19 protein-coding genes and 1 pseudogene are annotated in these 18,590 nt (G+C 46.0%); 15 read left to right on the top strand and 5 right to left on the bottom strand.

What is annotated here, in order from left to right; translation table 11 throughout:
- Positions 1-89: 89 nt before the first annotated feature.
- The 4 genes and pseudogenes from G519_RS0119565 to G519_RS0119550 all read right to left on the bottom strand — a co-directional run bounded on the left by G519_RS0119565 (position 90) and on the right by G519_RS0119550 (position 2,092).
- Positions 90-1,145, bottom strand: coding sequence for an RNA-guided endonuclease InsQ/TnpB family protein (locus tag G519_RS0119565; RefSeq protein ID WP_029196145.1), 1,056 nt, complete (start codon positions 1,143-1,145; stop codon positions 90-92).
- A 4-nt stretch (positions 1,146-1,149) separates the two neighbouring features.
- A pseudogene (tnpA, locus tag G519_RS0119560) lies at positions 1,150-1,440 on the bottom strand (IS200/IS605 family transposase); the annotation flags it as partial.
- Positions 1,441-1,597: 157 nt separating this feature from the next.
- Positions 1,598-1,870: a hypothetical protein gene (locus G519_RS0119555; protein WP_029196143.1), complete on the bottom strand. Its 273-nt coding sequence runs from the start codon at positions 1,868-1,870 to the stop codon at positions 1,598-1,600.
- A 33-nt stretch (positions 1,871-1,903) separates the two neighbouring features.
- Complete coding sequence (locus G519_RS0119550; RefSeq protein ID WP_029196142.1) at positions 1,904-2,092, bottom strand: YjzC family protein; 189 nt, start codon at positions 2,090-2,092, stop codon at positions 1,904-1,906.
- A gap of 240 nt (positions 2,093-2,332) precedes the next feature.
- Between G519_RS0119550 and rpsF the strand changes: the two genes are divergently transcribed.
- From rpsF to G519_RS0119495, 11 genes are all read left to right on the top strand, one after another.
- Positions 2,333-2,620: a 30S ribosomal protein S6 gene (rpsF, locus tag G519_RS0119545; RefSeq protein ID WP_029196141.1), complete on the top strand. Its 288-nt coding sequence runs from the start codon at positions 2,333-2,335 to the stop codon at positions 2,618-2,620.
- A 34-nt stretch (positions 2,621-2,654) separates the two neighbouring features.
- Positions 2,655-3,140: a single-stranded DNA-binding protein gene (gene ssb, locus G519_RS0119540; protein WP_029196140.1), complete on the top strand. Its 486-nt coding sequence runs from the start codon at positions 2,655-2,657 to the stop codon at positions 3,138-3,140.
- 23 nt (positions 3,141-3,163) lie between these two features.
- Positions 3,164-3,451 (top strand): 30S ribosomal protein S18, encoded by a 288-nt coding sequence (gene rpsR / locus G519_RS0119535; RefSeq protein WP_029196139.1) that lies wholly within the window; start codon positions 3,164-3,166, stop codon positions 3,449-3,451.
- Between the two features lie 81 nt (positions 3,452-3,532).
- Positions 3,533-3,871 (top strand): cupin domain-containing protein, encoded by a 339-nt coding sequence (locus G519_RS0119530; protein WP_029196138.1) that lies wholly within the window; start codon positions 3,533-3,535, stop codon positions 3,869-3,871.
- Between the two features lie 73 nt (positions 3,872-3,944).
- Entirely contained in the window at positions 3,945-4,256 is a 312-nt protein-coding gene (locus G519_RS0119525; protein ID WP_029196137.1) for a MazG-like family protein, read from the top strand.
- Between the two features lie 6 nt (positions 4,257-4,262).
- Positions 4,263-5,177, top strand: coding sequence for a DUF2232 domain-containing protein (locus G519_RS0119520; RefSeq protein WP_029196136.1), 915 nt, complete (start codon positions 4,263-4,265; stop codon positions 5,175-5,177).
- Between the two features lie 18 nt (positions 5,178-5,195).
- A complete protein-coding gene (locus G519_RS0119515; protein ID WP_029196135.1) occupies positions 5,196-7,166 on the top strand; it encodes a DHH family phosphoesterase in 1,971 nt (656 codons plus the stop codon).
- Complete coding sequence (gene rplI / locus G519_RS0119510; RefSeq protein ID WP_029196134.1) at positions 7,163-7,612, top strand: 50S ribosomal protein L9; 450 nt, start codon at positions 7,163-7,165, stop codon at positions 7,610-7,612. The genes G519_RS0119515 and rplI overlap by 4 nt, the downstream gene beginning before the upstream one ends.
- A gap of 876 nt (positions 7,613-8,488) precedes the next feature.
- A complete protein-coding gene (gene dnaB / locus G519_RS0119505) occupies positions 8,489-9,853 on the top strand; it encodes a replicative DNA helicase (protein ID WP_029196133.1) in 1,365 nt (454 codons plus the stop codon).
- Positions 9,854-10,290: 437 nt separating this feature from the next.
- Entirely contained in the window at positions 10,291-11,577 is a 1,287-nt protein-coding gene (locus tag G519_RS0119500; protein ID WP_029196132.1) for an adenylosuccinate synthase, read from the top strand.
- A gap of 170 nt (positions 11,578-11,747) precedes the next feature.
- Positions 11,748-12,410 (top strand): hypothetical protein, encoded by a 663-nt coding sequence (locus tag G519_RS0119495; RefSeq protein ID WP_029196131.1) that lies wholly within the window; start codon positions 11,748-11,750, stop codon positions 12,408-12,410.
- Positions 12,411-12,430: 20 nt separating this feature from the next.
- On the opposite strand, the gene G519_RS0119490 is transcribed toward G519_RS0119495, so the two are convergent.
- Complete coding sequence (locus tag G519_RS0119490) at positions 12,431-12,691, bottom strand: hypothetical protein (RefSeq protein WP_029196130.1); 261 nt, start codon at positions 12,689-12,691, stop codon at positions 12,431-12,433.
- A 271-nt stretch (positions 12,692-12,962) separates the two neighbouring features.
- On the opposite strand from G519_RS0119490, the gene G519_RS0119485 reads away from it, so the two are divergent.
- The 4 genes from G519_RS0119485 to G519_RS0119470 all read left to right on the top strand — a co-directional run bounded on the left by G519_RS0119485 (position 12,963) and on the right by G519_RS0119470 (position 18,567).
- Positions 12,963-14,507: a M23 family metallopeptidase gene (locus G519_RS0119485; protein ID WP_029196129.1), complete on the top strand. Its 1,545-nt coding sequence runs from the start codon at positions 12,963-12,965 to the stop codon at positions 14,505-14,507.
- Positions 14,508-14,726: 219 nt separating this feature from the next.
- Positions 14,727-15,446, top strand: a complete 720-nt coding sequence (gene yycF, locus G519_RS0119480; RefSeq protein ID WP_029196128.1) for a response regulator YycF — start codon at positions 14,727-14,729, stop codon at positions 15,444-15,446.
- Between the two features lie 2 nt (positions 15,447-15,448).
- A complete protein-coding gene (walK, locus tag G519_RS0119475; RefSeq protein ID WP_029196127.1) occupies positions 15,449-17,281 on the top strand; it encodes a cell wall metabolism sensor histidine kinase WalK in 1,833 nt (610 codons plus the stop codon).
- A complete protein-coding gene (locus G519_RS0119470; protein WP_029196126.1) occupies positions 17,278-18,567 on the top strand; it encodes a YycH family regulatory protein in 1,290 nt (429 codons plus the stop codon). Before walK ends, G519_RS0119470 begins: the two co-directional genes overlap by 4 nt.
- The last annotated feature ends 23 nt before the right edge of the window (positions 18,568-18,590 follow it).

Here is an 18,590-nt window from a genome sequence, read left to right as displayed (position 1 = left end):
GTGCGTCCGCAGTCCGTTTCTGGTTTGGACAACTGCTAAGTTCAGGGCTGTGCCATCAGCCCGTCCTAAGACAGTGCATATTTAGCATCTTAGGCTGATAGACTTTTATCATCTATCACAGGTTGACGCATAATGTTGATTGCTCCAACTCTGTCGCGGTGTGCGTGGAACCCACATGAACACTGATACGTTCGGTCAATTGCTTTATTTCGCTTCTCGCATATGGGGCAGGTTTGTGATGTATATGCAGGATTTACTTTGATGACTTTGATGCCTACTAATGCGGATTTGTATGCGATAAACATCTGCAATTGATAAAATGACCAGTTGTGCAGGTTTTTAGCGTTTTTACGACTTGTTCTTGTCGTTTGGCGAATGTTCGTTAACTTCTCGATCTTGATGACCGAAACTAGTTCTTCTATCGCCATGTTCACAATCTTCCGGCTGATTTTGTGGTTTTGGTCTTTCATATAGCGATGTTCCTTGTTTTCTTGCTTACGGATGGCAGATAGCTTTTTGAGCTTGCCCATTTTCTTTCGATGCTCTTTACATTTGCGGCGAATGTACTTGTTTTGTCTGCCGTTGCCGACAAACTTTGTTTTGCCTGTCGATGTTACAACAACTGCGGGTACTTTCAATCCTAAGTCAATTCCCATCGTTACATCACCAATCACTTGTTCTGTCAACAATTCTATAGCTATTTGAACGTACCACTTGCCCGACTTTTCGACGACTTTTAATAGTCCGAGCTTTCCGCTTGACAGAAGACGTTGATCTCGCTCTGTTGTACGTGCTGAAATTGAGAGTCGTTGCACTTTTCCATCCATCATGACAGGAAATGCAACTGCGTTGTCGCCAATCGAATAATTCTGGTTATTCAAGTAGTAGGCTCTACGCTTAAGTACGGGGCGTATCTCTTTCTTTTTTGATTTGTTATGGATGCTTCTTGCATCTCGAATGGCTTGATTCTTTACCGCAGATGGCAAGTTAGCTTCAACATCTTTCGTTGAAATCTTGGGAAATGTGCCCTCCGCTTTTGCTTGTGCGGTTAGTTGATTGACGATTTCGATATATTCTTTCCCTAGCTCTCGCAATAAAACGGGATTGGTTGGAAAAATACGTATTTGAATGGTTACAGTTTGCACGTGCTCACCCCCTTGTTTTGTGCTCTTCAACGTAACGTTTAACCGTTTCGCTCGATACATTTCCAGCCGTACTAACCAAGTATGAACGTGTCCATAGACTTGGCAAGTGATGCAGGTGTTTGAAGTCTTGACGCAAGTACCTTGAAGTCACTCCTTTCAATTTCGCCATAATGTCTGCTGGGGAATCGGTCGGAAGCACATTCAAGAATAAATGTACATGATTGGGTATAACTTCCATTGCAAAAATGAGCCAGTTGTTTTCCATGGAGAGTTGCAGCACAAGCTCTTTTGTCCTGAGCCGATTCATCCCATGCCTAAAGGCGAGGGCTTTCTCGGCTAGTTTCTTTAAATTATAAAGCAAAGCAAGCTAGCCGAAAAGAGCAGCGTACAAAAACACAAGAAACCCCTGAACATATCGTTCAGAGGTTCTTCAATCTGCAAATGTCGTACGATTAATGACCCCTATCCCGCCGTCTGTAACTGACAGAGAAACGGTCAATGATATACCCAACCAAGGCCCATGAGGCGATCGTCAACGCATAAATGATGAGCATTTTAAACATGGAAATCTCATAGATGTTCGTAAATGTTGATGCAAACCATGCTGGTACACTGAGCGCGTAGAACAGCATATAAAAGGCATCATGATCATGAAATAAATAATGAACCAAGCACAAGGCAGCACCTAGGAAGGTGAACAGCCAGGTAAACGTGGTAGTTCTCATAGCTCATTCTCCTAGTCATGGTGAACTCAGAACTTACTGCCGCAAATGTTTTCGGTGCCATTTTCGATTGTGGTTGCTCGTTTCAGGGAAGGTATCACCCTTTCTAAGGGTAACGATTTTGGGGTTGCTAATCCCCATGTGAAAAGCATTTTCACCAACTTCGATATACTGACCGTCGTTAGGAACATGATCGCCAGCATTGAATTGTGTCCATTCACCCATGATGATCACCTCTTCTCAAGAATAACATCGTATTTAGATTACCCCTTTGGATGGGAAGCATGTATGAATCCCATTACCAGCTTCCTCCTTCGCATTTTATTGGAGAAAAACTTGTAATCTGTCGCTCGATTTGCTATAGTATTCAGGTGCGAGTTTTGAATAAGAATCCTCGCTCCTTGCTCCTTTGCTTGTCTGACAAGCTTAAAAAGGAGCCGCTTAGTCCAAAAGGAGGTGAAATACATGCGCAAATATGAACTGATGTACATCATTCGTACAGACGTTGAACAAGAAGTTGTTCAATCTACGGTAGAAAAGTTCCAAGGCATCATCACGAACGGTGGGGGAGAAATCTCCAAACATGACCTGATGGGCAAACGCCGTCTTGCGTATGAGATCAATAAGTTCCGTGACGGGCACTATGTGCTGGTACACTTCAACGCAGAACCTGCTGTTGTAACTGAACTTGATCGCGTACTTAAGATTTCGGACGAAGTTATTCGTCACTTAATCGTAAACGACGTAGCTTAATTCATGCCAGTATTTTCGTCAGGAGGGTTGTTCCATGTTGAACCGTGTTATTCTTATCGGTCGATTGACCAAAGATCCAGAACTTCGTTATACGCCAGCTGGCGTAGCTGTCACACAATTTACACTTGCAGTAGACCGCCCTTTCACGAACTCACAGTCGAAAGAACGGGAAGCGGACTTTATCAATATCGTCACGTGGAGGCAGCTTGCTGAAACATGCGCGAACTATTTGCGTAAAGGTCGTTTAACAGCAGTGGAAGGACGTATTCAGGTACGGAATTACGACAACAATGAGGGCAAGCGCGTTTATGTGACCGAAGTTATTGCCGATAATGTACGTTTCCTTGAATCCAGCAACAGCGGCGGTAATCGCGAAGAAGGCGGATCATCTAACGCAAACGCAAGCTACGGCGGCGGAAGCGGCAGTGGCAATCGTGGCGGTGGATCGCGCGAGCAGCAGGATCCTTTCATAGATGACGGAAAACCGATCGATATTTCCGATGATGATTTGCCATTCTAAAGTAGAAAGGACTGAACAAACTAATGGCTTTCCAAAAAAGAGATAACAACAGTGAAGATCGCGGCGACCGCAAATTTGCTCCTCGTGGTAAAGGCGGTAAAGGTAAACGTCGTAAGGTTTGTTACTTCACAGTAAACAAAATCAAGCACATTGACTATAAAGATATTGAAACTCTTAAAAAGTTCATCAGTGAGCGCGGGAAGATTCTTCCTAGACGTGTAACTGGTACTTCCGCTAAGTACCAACGTGCATTGACGATCGCTATCAAGCGCTCCCGTACAATCGCATTGTTGCCTTACACAACGGAATAGGGTTAAACCAAGAAGGCAGCTGTATCTAACGGCTGTCTTTTTTGTATGTCAAGAAGCAAACGAAAAGGGGAGAAACCCATCGTGAAAATCCACAAAGAGCAGGCAGAACACTACATATGGGGTGATGATTGCGACGGTTGGTTCCTGGAACGGGATGCCGATAGGACCATTATCCAAGAGCGAATGCCGGCGGGCGCGAGCGAAGTGAAGCATGTACATCAAAAGGCGAAGCAGTTTTTCTTCATTTTAAGCGGAGAAGCAAAGATGTGGATCGATGGTACGGTTATCACCTTGAAGCCGCAGGAAGGCTGCACCATCTTGCCAGGTATACCGCATCAAATTCGAAACGAATCGTTGGAAAGTGTCGAATTTCTAGTGATTTCAACACCATCCACGCAAGGAGATCGAACAGCTCTGTAGAGGCTTTCTTTTCTTGTGCCTATTTGTGGTATAATTGACACAATAGTCATTGCTGAATGAGGAGAGATGACGGTTGCTGAATAGGGAAAAGGATGTTGACCTAGCCAGACGGGCCAAAGTCATTGAATGGCTCAAGACAGAAGTCGTAGATCATGTAGCTCATCTGCTCAAAGGCATATGGGAAGGCAGCCACGTGAAAATTGTAGACGGATTAGCCAGCTTAATTTCGAGCGGTTATATCTTAGGCAGAAGACTAGGCATTTCCTTTCACAGTTTAGACGAAGCTATTGTAGAAAAAATGAAGAAGCACCGCCAAGAGGGCCATCAACTTGAGGACTGGTACGGCGACATTTCATCGCTAGAAGAACATTTACGTAAGAGGTGAGCCCGGTTGGGGAAACGAAGTTGGCAAAGCATCATATGGAGCGCAGTGACGATCGTCTCATTGCTATCTCTAATGACGCCTTTTATTATTTTCACATTTAGTTTTCTCATGATTCCAGTTCTGATGTTATATGTAAAATCAAGCACCAGGCGTTTCGTCATTAGCTATGTGCTCAGCTTGCTTGTTGTTTATATTCTTACCCAATGGCAGGGGATATTCCTTATGTCGGTATCCTTGTTCTTCTTACCGCCTGTGTTGGTCATGGGTAACTTATATAAACGCAAAGCAGCGGCAAGATCCGTGTTAACGGCAGGGATTATCACGATTTTGGCAGAGTCTCTAGTGAGTCTTGTCATCGGGTATGCGCTCGGATTTGATCCGATTGCCAGATTCAAACAATTCATGATGGAAAGCATAGCGGGCATGCCTCCTGGGATCCGTGATATTTTGCCGAAAGATCAGGATTGGTATGTCAATTTCATCGTGCAAGTGATTCCTTTATATCTAATTTTCGTTGCTCTATTCTATACGTTTGTCTCCCACGGCATCAGCCGCTGGCTGCTCAACAAAACAGGAGAAGGGATTCCAGGATTACGCCCGATGAGGGAGTGGATGCTGCAGAAATCGCTTGTCTGGATCTATTTAGTAGTATTTGTATTAGATTTATTTGTTAATCCAGCTTCCATTTCGATGATCTCTACGCTATTAATGAATGCGATGCCGCTGCTTATGCTGGTCTTCGCTATTCAGGCGATTTGCTTTCTATTCTTTGTTGCTCATGCGAACAAGTGGAAGCCTATATTGCCTATTGTGGCGATTGTCATCCTTTGCTTCATGCCTCCTTTATTTATCGTATACAGCTTATTAGGGGTATTTGATGTTGCGTTTCCAATCCGAGAACGGTTCAAGAAAAATATATAGGATTAGGAGCTAGTTCGAATGCCGAAGTTCCTTTTAAAGCGGTGGCACGGTCAACATATCGTGTGGATTTTCGTCCTACTTATCATTTTGACAGCCATTATTTATATGTTCAAATGGTGGCTGGGCCTCACAGCCTTCCTGTTCTGTGGTGTATTGGCTTACTTTACGCTGCAAGCGGAGACTGCTTTTCGTAGAGAGTTAAATACGTACGTCGGAACGATTACACATCGGGTGAAAAAAGCGGGCAATGAAGTGATGAGCGGCCTTCCCATCGGAATTATTTTATATAATGAAGAGAAGCGCATCGAGTGGCACAACCCTTTTGTCGCAAAAATGCTGGAGAAGGATTCGGTCATTGGCGAGTCGCTATTCGAATTCTTCCCTGATTTGAAAAACAAAAAGGACAAAAACGACAAAAGTGACAAGTTGGAGCTGTCCATTGGAAAGTTTATCTATCAAGTATGGATTCGGCCTGAGGAGCGGCTGCTTTATTTCCGTGAAATCACGGAGCAGGCGATTTTGGCGAAGAAGTATGAAGATGAGAAAACGGCGATCGGCATTGTAATGATGGATAATCTGGACGAGTCGACGCAAGGTCTCGATGATCAGACGCGCAGTATTATGCTGGCTAAGGTGACTGGTGAGATTACGGAATGGGCTCAGAAATACCAGCTATATTTACGCCGGACATCGTCGGATCGTTTTCTCATTCTGATGGATCAGAAGGCGTTGCGTCAACTGGAGCAAACGCGTTTTGAAATCTTGGATGAAGTGCGGGATTTGACGATTGAAAATAAGCTTCCTTTGACGCTTAGTATTGGTATCGCTTCAGGAGCTGAACAGCTCATGGAGCTTGGTCAAATGGCGCAGATGGGACTGGATATGTCACTCGGCCGCGGCGGCGATCAGGTAACAGTCAAAGTCGGACAGCGACTTTCCTTCTATGGGGGAAGAACGAATGCGGTTGAGAAGCGTACGCGGGTTCGAGCTAGGGTCATTTCGCATGCCTTGCGTGATCTCATGAAGGATAGCGATAAAGTGATCATTATGGGTCATCGTTTCCCCGATATGGACTCCGTGGGTGCAGCGGTTGGTGTCTTGAAGGCTGTACAGGTTGTCGGTAAGGAAGGCTATATTGTACTTGAGGGCGTCAATCCTTCAATTCAGAAGGTGATGGAGACGATTGCTGCCGATGAGCGCCTGCATCGTTGGTTCATTACGCCGGAGCAGGCGATGCAGATTACGACACAGCGATCGTTGGCGGTTGTTGTGGACACACATAAAGCGTCCATGGTGGCTGAGCCTAAGCTGCTGCAGCAGACACACAGGGTCGTGGTGGTCGATCACCATCGACGTAGTGAGGAGTTCATTCATGATGCGACGCTCGTCTATATGGAGCCTTATGCGTCCTCAACGTGTGAGCTTGTGACGGAGCTGCTTCAATATATCAATGAAAAACTCACGATGGAAGTGTTGGAAGCAACCATGCTGCTGGCTGGCATCGTGGTGGATACGAAGAGTTTCAGCCTCCGTACAGGGGCAAGAACCTTCGAAGCGGCATCCTATTTGCGCCGAAATGGTGCAGATTCCGCCTTAATTCAGCGATTGCTGAAGGAAGATCTTGATTCGTATATCGAGCGAGCAGAAGTCATTAAACTAACAGAAACGATTTACGAGCATATCGCATTGGCAGTTGCTGAGCCAAATCGCAAATATTCTCAGTTGATGATTGCGCAAGTAGCTGATACATTGTTGAATATGACGAATATTATGGCATCCTTTGTCATCGCCGAACGACCGGACGGATTGATCGGGATTAGCGCAAGATCGCTGGGACAGATGAACGTTCAAATCGTTATGGAGCGTCTGGGCGGAGGCGGGCATTTAACGAATGCAGCCACGCAGATCGATGGCACTTTAGAGGAAGCAACGAATCGATTGAAGAAAGTATTAGAGGAAATGCAGGAAGAGGAGGGACTTTTCGAATGAAAGTAATTTTACTAAAAGACGTAAAAGGCCAAGGTAAAAAGGGCGAAGTGAAAGAAGTATCTGAGGGCTACGCACAGAATTTCCTAATCGCGCAGGGGCTTGCTGCACCAGCTACACAAGGAACTGTAAAGGTGCTGGATAATCAGAAGAAAGCAGAGCAGCGCCGCAAGGATCAAGAGAAAGCCGATGCTCAGGCACTCGGTGAGAAGCTTAGTGAAATGACGGTTCAAATCAAGGCGAAAGCCGGTGAAGGCGGGCGTCTATTCGGAGCCATCCCTAGCAAGCAAATCGCAGAGATTCTAGAGAAGCAGTACAAGATCGTCATCGATAAGCGCAAAATCGTACTGGAGGATCCAATTCGTACGCTTGGCGTGACGAAGGTTGCTGTGAAACTGCATAGTGAAGTAACAGCTAGCTTGAACGTTCACGTGACGGAAGAGAAGTAAGCGGAGAAGCGGGGTTGTGGAACGTAGGTATGGCGTTCTGGAGCAAGGAGAAATAGCGATCCAGAGCAAGAGAAACAACGTTCCAGAACAGAGAGCAACGTTACGGAGAAAGTGAAGCAACTTTCCAGAGCAAGAGACAATAGCGTTACGGAGAGAGAGAAGCAACTTTCCAGAGCAAGAATCAACAGCGCTATGGAGAAAGAGAAACAACGTTACTGAGAAAGAACATGGTAAGGTAAGAGTCCCTTGGAGGGGCTCTTATCTATTGTGAGGTTATTCAGGGGTTTTGATCCCTTTATTAGATGTCGGAAGAGATGGTTTGTAGTGTGCGTAAGAGAGTTTAAGAGAGTTTGATTGTTTGATAGTGCTTCGAAATGATAGATTGGCTGGCTAGAAGCACTTCTAGGCACCAACTTAGGTGCCCACTTTTGTAGCGATGATGTAAAAAGTGCAGCAAATTCAGTCTATTCCAGCACTTTCAAGCGAGTTCATGCAAAAAGTGCAGCTAATTGTTCGAATAAGAACAAATGAAGTCCGAAGTGTGGATAATTGATGCACTAAATGCATCAATTCTGCTCAAAATGTGAAATAAACGGTGATTTACTGCACTTTTTGCATGTAGTTACTTTTAGCTCATAGAGTTGCAGCATGGATGAATATTAGCAGAATGATAGAGTACTTGGAGTAGCTAACTATATGTTCCTTGTTCAGGAAACTGGGCGAGGGGTAAGAGTTCTAAAATGAAAAATTAGTAAGTTTAATTTGGAGAGTAAAAATAAACCATGGATGATAGAATAAAGCGATTGAAGATTTTCTCATCCATTTGTATGCAAGGCTAGTAAACTAACTATCGAAAAGAAAGGCGGGTACAGCAGCATGAGCGGAGATAATATGTTTATGGATCGTGTACCCCCACAAAATATAGAAGCCGAGCAAGCCGTACTCGGTGCTATTTTGATTCACGGCGAAGCCTTGATTACCGCCATGGAGCGGATATCAAGCGACGACTTCTATCGTGGTACACATCAACGCATCTTCGAGGCGATCGTAGAACTCGCAGAAGAGCAGGAGCCTGTCGACCTGATCACGCTAACGTCGCGGCTGCAGAACAAGCAGCAGCTTGAAGAGATCGGCGGCGTGACATATCTTTCTGAGTTGGCTAACGCGGTGCCAACAGCCGCAAACATTGACTACTACGCGGCTATCGTCGAGGAGAAGTCGATGTTGCGCCGCCTTATCCGCACAGCGACCCAAATCGTCTCCAATGGCTATGCCAATGAGGACGACGTAGGGTCGATGCTCAGCGAAGCGGAGGCGAAGATCCTTGAGATCTCGCAGCGCCGCAGCTCAAGCGGCTTCGTGGTTATTCGCGACGTGCTCATGGAAGTATTCGAGAAAGTTGAGCAGCTTTACTCGAATAAGGGAGGGTCAACGGGGATCCCTTCGGGCTTCATTGACCTCGACAAGATGACGTCCGGCTTCCAGCGCTCGGACCTTGTCATCTTGGCCGCCCGTCCTTCGGTCGGTAAGACCGCGTTCGCGCTGAACGTTGCGCAGAACGTGGGCGTGCGGGCCAAAGAAACCGTCGCCATCTTCTCTCTGGAGATGGGCGCGGCGCAGCTCGTACAGCGTATGATCTGCGCGGAAGCGAACGTCGACGCGAACCGCATGCGGACGGGTTATCTCGAGGGCGACGACTGGGAGAAGCTGACGATGGCGATTGGCGCCTTGTCCGAAGCGAACATCTACATCGATGATTCACCATCGATTACAGTTGCGGACATCCGCGCGAAGTGCCGTCGTCTGCAGCAGGAGAAGGGGCTCGGCATGATCCTCATCGACTACCTGCAGCTGATTGCCGGCCGCGGCAAAGGCGATAACCGTCAGCAGGAGGTCTCTGAAATCTCCCGTACGCTGAAGCAAATTGCGCGTGAGCTCAACGTTCCGGTCATCGCGCTCTCGCAGCTGAGCCGGGGTGTTGAGCAGCGACAAGACAAGCGCCCGATGATGTCTGACCTTAGGGAATCGGGATCGATCGAGCAAGATGCCGACATCGTAGCGTTCCTCTACCGGGACGATTACTACGATAAGGAATCCGAGAAGAAAAACATTATCGAGATTATTATTGCTAAGCAGCGGAACGGTCCAGTTGGAACCGTAGAGCTTGCCTTTTTGAAGCAATTTAATAAGTTCGTGAATATGGATCGAAGTCATCAGGAAGCAGCAGCCGCGCAGTATTGACGGCTGTTTTTTTTATTTAACCTATTAGTTTGCACAATATCCGAACGATTATACGGGCACCTGTGTAATTGTTCGTTTTTAATTGACTTTGCTCAGGGGGACTGCTACACTAGAGACGGTGAAAAAACCTTGGTCGAATGCCTGCTTATCGCAAGGCAAATTCGAAATAAGGTCGTTTTTCATGCCGTAAGGCGTAAGGTAGGTTCCCTTCCTGCAGAAGTCTGCCGAAGAAACCTGGATGTTCCTTTGCGGTGAGTAAGCCCTCTGACCTGGATCACTATTTGTGTAACGGTGTATAGAGGTATTTGCATCGCCAGAGGGAAAGTATGATGGACGCTAGACGCTTTAGCGCTTTAATGAAGTCCAACTTCGCTCTGTGGTACTAAAGCCATAACGGCTCATTATGGGTGATTCGTCACCGTACGGAGGTAGTGCATATGTCAACGGTTGTTGTTGTCGGTACGCAATGGGGAGATGAAGGGAAAGGGAAAATCACGGATTTCTTAGCGGAATCTGCTGAGGTGGTTGCTCGTTATCAAGGTGGTAACAATGCAGGCCATACGATCATTATTAGCGGGAAGAAATATAAGCTAACGATGATACCTTCTGGTATTTTTTACAAAGATAAAGCTTGTGTAATCGGGAATGGCATGGTGATTAACCCGGCTGCGCTCATTGAAGAAATTAACTACATTCATGATAATGGTTTTACGACGACGAACCTGAACATCAGTGACCGCGCGCATGTTATTATGCCGTATCATTTGCTGATGGATGGTCTGGAAGAAGATCGCAAAGGTGATAGCAAAATTGGCACGACCCGCAAAGGGATCGGTCCTTGTTATATGGATAAAGCAGCTCGTAACGGCATTCGTATCGCTGATTTGATGGATGCGGAAGAGTTCGAATTGAAGCTTAGACGCATCGTTGCTGAGAAAAACGTTGTGATTGAGCAAGTATACGGTTCGCAAGGGCTTGATGTAGAGCCGATTCTTAAAGAGTACCTCGCGTACGCAGAAGTGATTCGTCCTTATGTTACGGACACATCTGTTGTCTTAAATCAATATATTGATCAAGGCCGCAGAGTGCTGTTCGAAGGCGCACAAGGTGTTATGCTGGATATCGACCAAGGTACATACCCGTATGTTACTTCTTCGAACCCAACAGCTGGCGGCGTATGTATTGGTTCTGGTGTAGGACCAACGAAGATCCACAACATCATTGGTGTGGCCAAAGCATACACGACGCGTGTCGGTGATGGCCCGTTCCCAACGGAACTGGACAATGAAATTGGTGCATGGATTCGTGAAAAAGGCTTTGAATACGGTACAGTAACGGGTCGTCCGCGTCGTGTTGGTTGGTTCGACAGCGTTGTTGTGCGTCACGCAAGACGCGTTAGCGGAATTACAGGCTTGTCCCTTAACTCCATTGACGTTCTGACAGGTCTTGAAACGGTGAAAATTTGCACAGGTTACATGTACCGCGGCGAGTTAATTGAGCACTACCCAGCTAGCCTGAAAGCTATCTCTGAGTGTGAAGCTGTATATGAAGAGCTTCCAGGTTGGACAGAAGACGTATCCGGCGCACGTACGCTGAGCGATCTGCCTGAGAATGCCAGACATTATGTGGAGCGTGTTTCCCAGCTGACAGGTATTCCTATCGCGATCTTCTCTGTGGGTCGCAATCGTGAACAAACAAACCTGGTTCGTCCAATCTACGCATAATCACAACGAAATAAGGCAAAATGTTCGCATTTTCCTGAATAACTTAAGAAATCCTCTGGGCTGTTTGCAGCTTAGAGGATTTCTTTTTTATCAAAAAGGGATTTAATGGAGATGATTTCGTCAATACTGGGAGGGAGGAACATGATTATGCGCCAGGAGTGATAGCGAGTATGAAATTAATAGCATGGTTAGGTAAGATCGTCATTGGAACAGTCTTGATTACATCGATAACGATGTTTACGACATGGTATGTCGTAAATATATACGTGGAGGATATATTTCGACAATATCAGATCCCAGCTTTGGGTAAAAAGGTTCAATTTAACGAATTTGCTGCAAGATTGGCGGGGGAGCTGAATATAGTTATGCGTAGAGACGGGGGGAAGCAAGCTGCCCCATCCGAAAGCCCTGCACCTACGAAGCCTGTTCCTAGTCTCAACCCGTCTGGAAGCTCATCTAACCCGAGTTCAAACAATCAACTTCCCGTGAGTGGAGTTAGTTCAATTGACGGTGGAGATGCTTCCCAAGGAGCCAAGGATGATGCCATAGCCGTTATGGGAAGAGCGCGAAGTGAAGCGAACGATCAGAAAAAGGAACTCGTCATGTCGACGGAGGATTTTGCCAAAAAGAAAGAAGCACTGTCCAGCGACGATAAGATGAAAATATTTTCTCTAGTTGTTGCTAAGCTGCCGCAAGCTGAGGTGCAGAATCTATCCGGAATGCTCGAAGATGGGATTACGACAGAGGAGTTAAAGCAAGTCAATGACACACTTAAAAAGTACTTAAGCGAGAAGGAATTGAAGCAGCTTACAGATATCCTAAGCAAATATTAATCTTTTCCTACTTGGATGGATTAGTGGAGTTGTCCGCCGTATTTGATAATCGTGTCCTCAGCTTGGCGATAACGTGACTTCTCAACACTTACTTTGAGTGCAAAGGAGGGCTCAGCAGCAAGGCTGCCTACGGATTGAATGAAGGTATCTGCCTGGTGATCGGAATTAGGCACAAAGCCATTATCGAATTTGATATCTAATACACCTTGCAGTTTAAGTACTTCAGCCGCTTGCTCTAAATTATCCCTATTTTGGAATGTAGCCGCCAAATTAATTTCCATTGAGGATATCCCCTTTCAATTTTTCATGCAAATTCGTCAATCCTTGTAGCAGCGCGCAAAATCTCTTGGATTTTCATACAAAAAAATGGATCTTTATCGTCTTCTTTTGGTAATGGACACGAATCTATCACATGGATATCGAGTATTTTGTTGAAATAGGCAGAGAAAGTGTGTTAAATTTAACAAAAGGAAGACATCCTTATGGATATTATGTCTAATCAAGGTTTATTTATGTATCTATGGATGCAAAACCGTTCAAAGGGAGAAGATCATGACAGGTTTCAGGGGTATGCGCTTTGTCATGGATCTCATCAAGAGATTCACGCCTAAGCGAGAAAGCTTGACCGGAAATGAATCAATATCAGACAAGCAGCTGGAAGAATCAACGACAACTACGACACTAACGGTTATGAAACGACATAAATGGTCTCTTGCTCTGGGAGTTAGTGCGATTGCTCTAACTGGGGTAATTACGTTTACCGGTCATCAATATGTAGAGGCAGGCATGGTGAATGTGTATCATGTGAAGCTGGATGGCCAAGAAATAGGTATCGTAAGCGACAATAAGATTATCGATGAATATAAGCAAAGAAAACCGCAAGAAGTGCAACAAAAATTCCCAGATGTACATGTCGTTCTGAAAACAAACGAAGTTACCTACGAGCCTGAAAGGGCTTACAATTTAAAATCAGATGATTCAGCTGTTTTGGCATCACTTGATGAGCTGCTTGTGCCGCAACCGGTCGGCATTGAATTGAAGGTAGATGGGAAAACCATCGCAATTGTGAAGGATCAACAGACGGCTGATCGGATTCTTGAACAGGTAAGTGCGCCCTTCGCGCCTAAAGCCAAGGAAACCGCTAAGGTAGCTGCCCTATCAACAGGGATAGGTGAGGATATCACAACAGCACCATCGGAACTCGAGAAAGTAGAGTTTGTTCAGAAGGTAGATACCAATGAGGTTCCTATCCAACCAAATGATTTGGCTAAGCCGGAAGATGTCGTTAAAAAGCTTAAGACCGGCGATGTACAGCCTGCTAAGTATACGGTTGTTGAAGGAGATTGCGTCTCCTGTATCGCAAAGAAATTAGGGATTACGAAGCAATTCATTTATGATAAGAACCCCGGCCTTCAAGATGATAAGCTGAAAATCGGCAACCAACTTGATGTGACGGTGCTCAAACCAACGCTCTCAGTTAAGACAACAGAACGGGTTGTACAGAATCAGGAGATTCAATACGACACCGAGTATGTGAAAGATGATTCCCTTCGTGTAGGTGTTGTTCAACCGATTTCCGCTGGTAAGAATGGGCTGAAGAAGGTTACGATTCAAGTGACGAAGGTCGACGGTCTAATGACCGAAGAGAAGCTTGTGAATGAAGAAATCATTGATAACCCTGTTATGGCTAAGGTGAAAAAAGGAACGAAAGTGATTCAAGGCGAAGGCTCAGGGAAGTTCGCGTGGCCTGTCGTTTCCCCAAGTATTTCAAGTACGTTCGGTATGCGATGGGGCAAGCTCCACAAAGGAATTGATATCACAGGCAACAAGAATATCATGACGGCCGATAACGGCAAAGTCACGGAAACCGGTTATAAATCTGATTACGGCAATTATATCATTATTAATCATTTGAACGGTTACGAGACGTTATATGGCCATTTGAGCAAAATCACCACTACCGAAGGTACAATCGTCGAAAAAGGCGATAAAATCGGGATTATGGGAAGTACAGGCGACTCCACGGGTGTTCACTTACATTTTGAGATTCACAAAAGTGGTAGTTTAGAAAACCCATTAAAGTATTTAAACCGCTAATTTTAGAAAATAGATAGAGGCAAGGTCGAACCGGACAAATCGGGGGGGCCTTGTCTCTTTTTTCCACAATAGAAAGAATAAGTTTCGATTTGCATCGGGTAGAGGGTTTCTCACTTGAATGTATGATAAAATAGAGGGTAGTATGCAGAAAATAGACTGACTTTACATGCTCGTCCCTGTAGGACGAAGTCATTTATCCTTGAGTAGGCGGTGGTAGGTTTGTTTGGTAAAATTCTCGTGGTGGATGACGAACAACCGATTGCAGATATTTTGAAATTTAATTTGGAAAAAGAGGGCTACCAGGTCATCTGTGCGTATGACGGCGGAAGCGCTGTAGAGCTTGCTTTCTCTGAGCAGCCGGATCTTATATTGCTGGATCTCATGCTGCCTGTGAAGGATGGGATGGATGTATGCCGAGAGGTTCGCTCGAAGCTGAATACTCCTATCATTATGCTCACAGCGAAAGATACAGAACTGGATAAAGTGCTTGGCCTAGAAATGGGCGCAGACGACTATGTGACCAAGCCATTCGGTACAAGGGAGCTGCTAGCCCGAGTGAAGGCGCACCTGCGCAGACAGACGAAAGCGCAGTCAGCTCCAAGCGAGTCTGACACGCAGCGGAATGGGATGCGTATTCATGCTCTGTTTATCGATAACGACATGTACATGGTGTATAAAGATGGCACTCCGCTCGATTTGACGCATCGGGAGTTCGAGCTTATTCAGTATTTGGCCAAAAATTCAGGCAAAGTGATGACACGCGAGCACCTGCTGCAGGCTGTGTGGGGCTTTGAATATTTCGGCGACGTACGAACAGTCGATGTAACGATTCGGCGCTTACGGGAGAAGCTGGAGACGGACCCGAGCCGTCCGGAGTATATTATGACGCGCAGGGGCTTAGGCTACTTAATGCGCAGTCCTAAGGCCGGAGGCTTCTGAGCATGAAGGGCATCCGCTTCTTTCAATCGATTCAAGCGAAGCTGATTATTATTTATGTCTTACTCATTCTGATTGCGATGCAGCTGATTGGCGTGTATTTCTATAAGACGGTGGAGACGTATTTCAAGAATGACTTTTTGGCTTCACGCAACAGTCAGGTGACGCTGCTGGCCGGCTTTGTGGGGTCGTACCTCACAGGGGATCAGGACAGCAAGAACGCTGCCGAAGGCAAGAAGACGTATGCGGATTTGAACGAATTCGTCAGCAACTTATTTTCCATTAATAATGCGGAAATTCAAATTATAGATGCGAACGGGAATGTGATTAGCACATCAGTTCCCAATCATTTAAAACAAAAGAACACGCAGCCGGAGGTCATCAGGGCACTGCAGGGGATTAAGGATAACCAACGGATCTTCACGGACGGGGATGGTTATCGGAAGGTGATTATCGCCAAGCCGGTAGGCAGCGGTGCTCGTGTCCTGGGTGCGGTATACATTATTGCTTCCATGGAAGATGTGTATAAAACGATTCGATCGATTAACCGCATCCTCATCTCGGGAACCTTGATCGCTCTAGGGCTAACCGCTATTCTGGGTGTGCTGCTTACCAGTACGATTACGAATCCGATCAAAGAGATTACGAAGCAGGCGACGGCTGTTGCAGAGGGTAACTTTGATCAACAGGTTATTATTCAGGGGACCGATGAGATTGGGCAGCTCGGTCAAACCTTTAATTTTATGATGAATAGGCTCAAAGAAGCGCTCTCGCTGAATGAAGAAGAGAAGGAAAAGCTCGCTTCGATCTTAACGAATATGAATGACGGGATCATTGCTACGGACGATAGAGGGCATGTCATTGTGCTTAATCGTAGGGCGAAGCAAATTCTACAAACGGAAGAGGAAGCGACGCTCGGTCTGGACATATCCGAGGTGCTCGGTATTCCGATGGATACGATTCGCGGTTTCCTTCAAGGGCAGGTTAGTACAACGCTGCTGGATATTCATATCCCCGATGACGATGAGCAGCTGTCCGTACGTATCACGTTCACGCCGATTCACCGCCGAGGTGAAGGACAGAACGGGATTATTGCGGTTCTGCAGGACGTAACGGACCAAGAGAAGCTGGAGCAGGCGAGGCGCGAGTTCGTAGCGAATGTTTCGCATGAGCTGCGTACGCCGTTGACGACGATCAAGAGCTATCTGGAAGCGCTCGATGATGGCGCGATTGAGGAGCCGCAGCTGGCTTCACGCTTCATTAGCGTAACGCGCAGCGAGACGGAGCGGATGATCCGCTTAGTGACGGATCTCTTGCATTTATCGAGGCTTGATTCCAAGCAATCGATGATGAGTAAATCCTCGACGCTTGTGAGCGAAATGCTGGAGGAAGTAGCGGACCGCTTCTCATTCCAGCTGCAGCAGCGGAAGATTCAAATTCTAATTCAAGTGGAGCCCGGCGTGACCAGATTACTGCTGGATCGGGATAAAATTGATCAAGTACTCGACAATCTCGTGTCGAATGCGATTAAGTATACGGGTGATGAGGGAGCCATTCGGCTGGAAGCGAGAAAGATCGAGAAGGATGTACTGGAAATTTCGGTGCAGGATAACGGAATTGGCATCCCGAAGAAGGATCTGTCCCGCATTTTTGACCGATTCTACCGTGTGGACAAGGCGCGTTCCCGCAATATGGGCGGTACTGGGCTGGGTTTATCTATTGCCCGGGAAATAGTAAAAGCACATGGCGGCTCGATCAGTTTGGAATCGGAATTGGGACAAGGAACTCGTGTTGTATTTACATTGCCGATTCAGCAAGAGGAGGAAGATGAGCTATGATCGAGAGTCTGAAATCCATCCTACTTGTCGTTCTGATTGGAACAAGCTTGTACCAAAGCTTCTATTTAGCTTCGTACACCCCGCCTAAGATCGAGCCTATTCAACAAAGTAATTATGTTCAGACGGAGACATTAGGGAAGCAATCGGAGCTGCATGACATGCTGTTCCCTGATCAAATTATCGTGCATCTAGGCAATCAACAGCACTCTGTTCTGTATCCTAACAATTACTATTACACACGATTGCTCGATAATATTAAGCAGCGAAGCTTTAAAGGCTTTCGCAAAACGTCGATGTATTTGGTCAATGTGAACTGGGAAGAAGTTCGTACGAAACAGCAAGGGGTTGAGATTCGATTCCGTGACGGGATTCCTTTTACGATTCTGCAGCAGCTGCTGCGGATTGAAGGCGAAATGCCGGTTGATAATGATAAAATCACGCGAATTTGGATTTATTCGAAGGGCAATAACGAGGATGTGCGTGCTTTCTTCTTTACGGATTCCCCTGGCGTTGGGTACGAAGTCATCTCGGCCGATTTTACAAGTAAAGATGTGGAAAATTTCGCGGCATTTGGTGACCTGACGAATCTATACAAAACGACAAACAGCGGGGATTACTATCTCCCAATAAAGCCGCTGCGACTGCCGAACTATATATTTAGCTATAGCTTGTTGACGGCAGATCAATTGAAACAAAGCCTATTCGTTGATCCGGGTATTACACGCTATCTCAAAGAGCGCGACGGTTCTGAAATATATACGGACAGCAAGCGCGGTTTTCAGCTAAACCGAGATCTGCGGTGGGTCACGTATTCGGATCCTGTTGCACCTGTAGAAAGTAAAACGGATGTATTAGATGACTTGCAGGCGGGTATCAAATTTATTAATCAGCATATCGGCTGGGATGGGAAATATATGGTTTCTCGAACACCGCAGAAGCAGTTAATCGATAATCACACGTTCACGTTCCGACAGTACTATGAATCTTTGCCGATTATTACACCGCAGACTGAAGGCTTTGGCTCCATGAAAATGCAGGTTCAGAAGGGAATTATTTCTGGATTCGAGCGGTCAATGATTATTCCTGATTTGAAGACGGTACAGCGGCGTGATTTCGAAATTATGTCTGGCGACGCTTTGGAAGAAAGGCTGCAGTATTATCAGAAGCGTTCTAGTATTTTGTCTATATTCCCAGCGTATCGTCCGGTAGTAACGGATAAGACGCTTGTATTGACGGCAACGTGGGCTATTGAGCTGCGAGATGGCACGTATGATTTTATGGAGTAGACATGTTTCATTTCTGAGGAAAG

The organism is Paenibacillus alginolyticus DSM 5050 = NBRC 15375, assembly GCF_000422905.1.
Classification (GTDB): domain Bacteria; phylum Bacillota; class Bacilli; order Paenibacillales; family NBRC-103111; genus Paenibacillus_E; species Paenibacillus_E alginolyticus.
The sequence above is the reverse complement of the archived record's forward strand: the minus strand, read 5'-3'. Positions and strand labels throughout refer to the sequence as shown.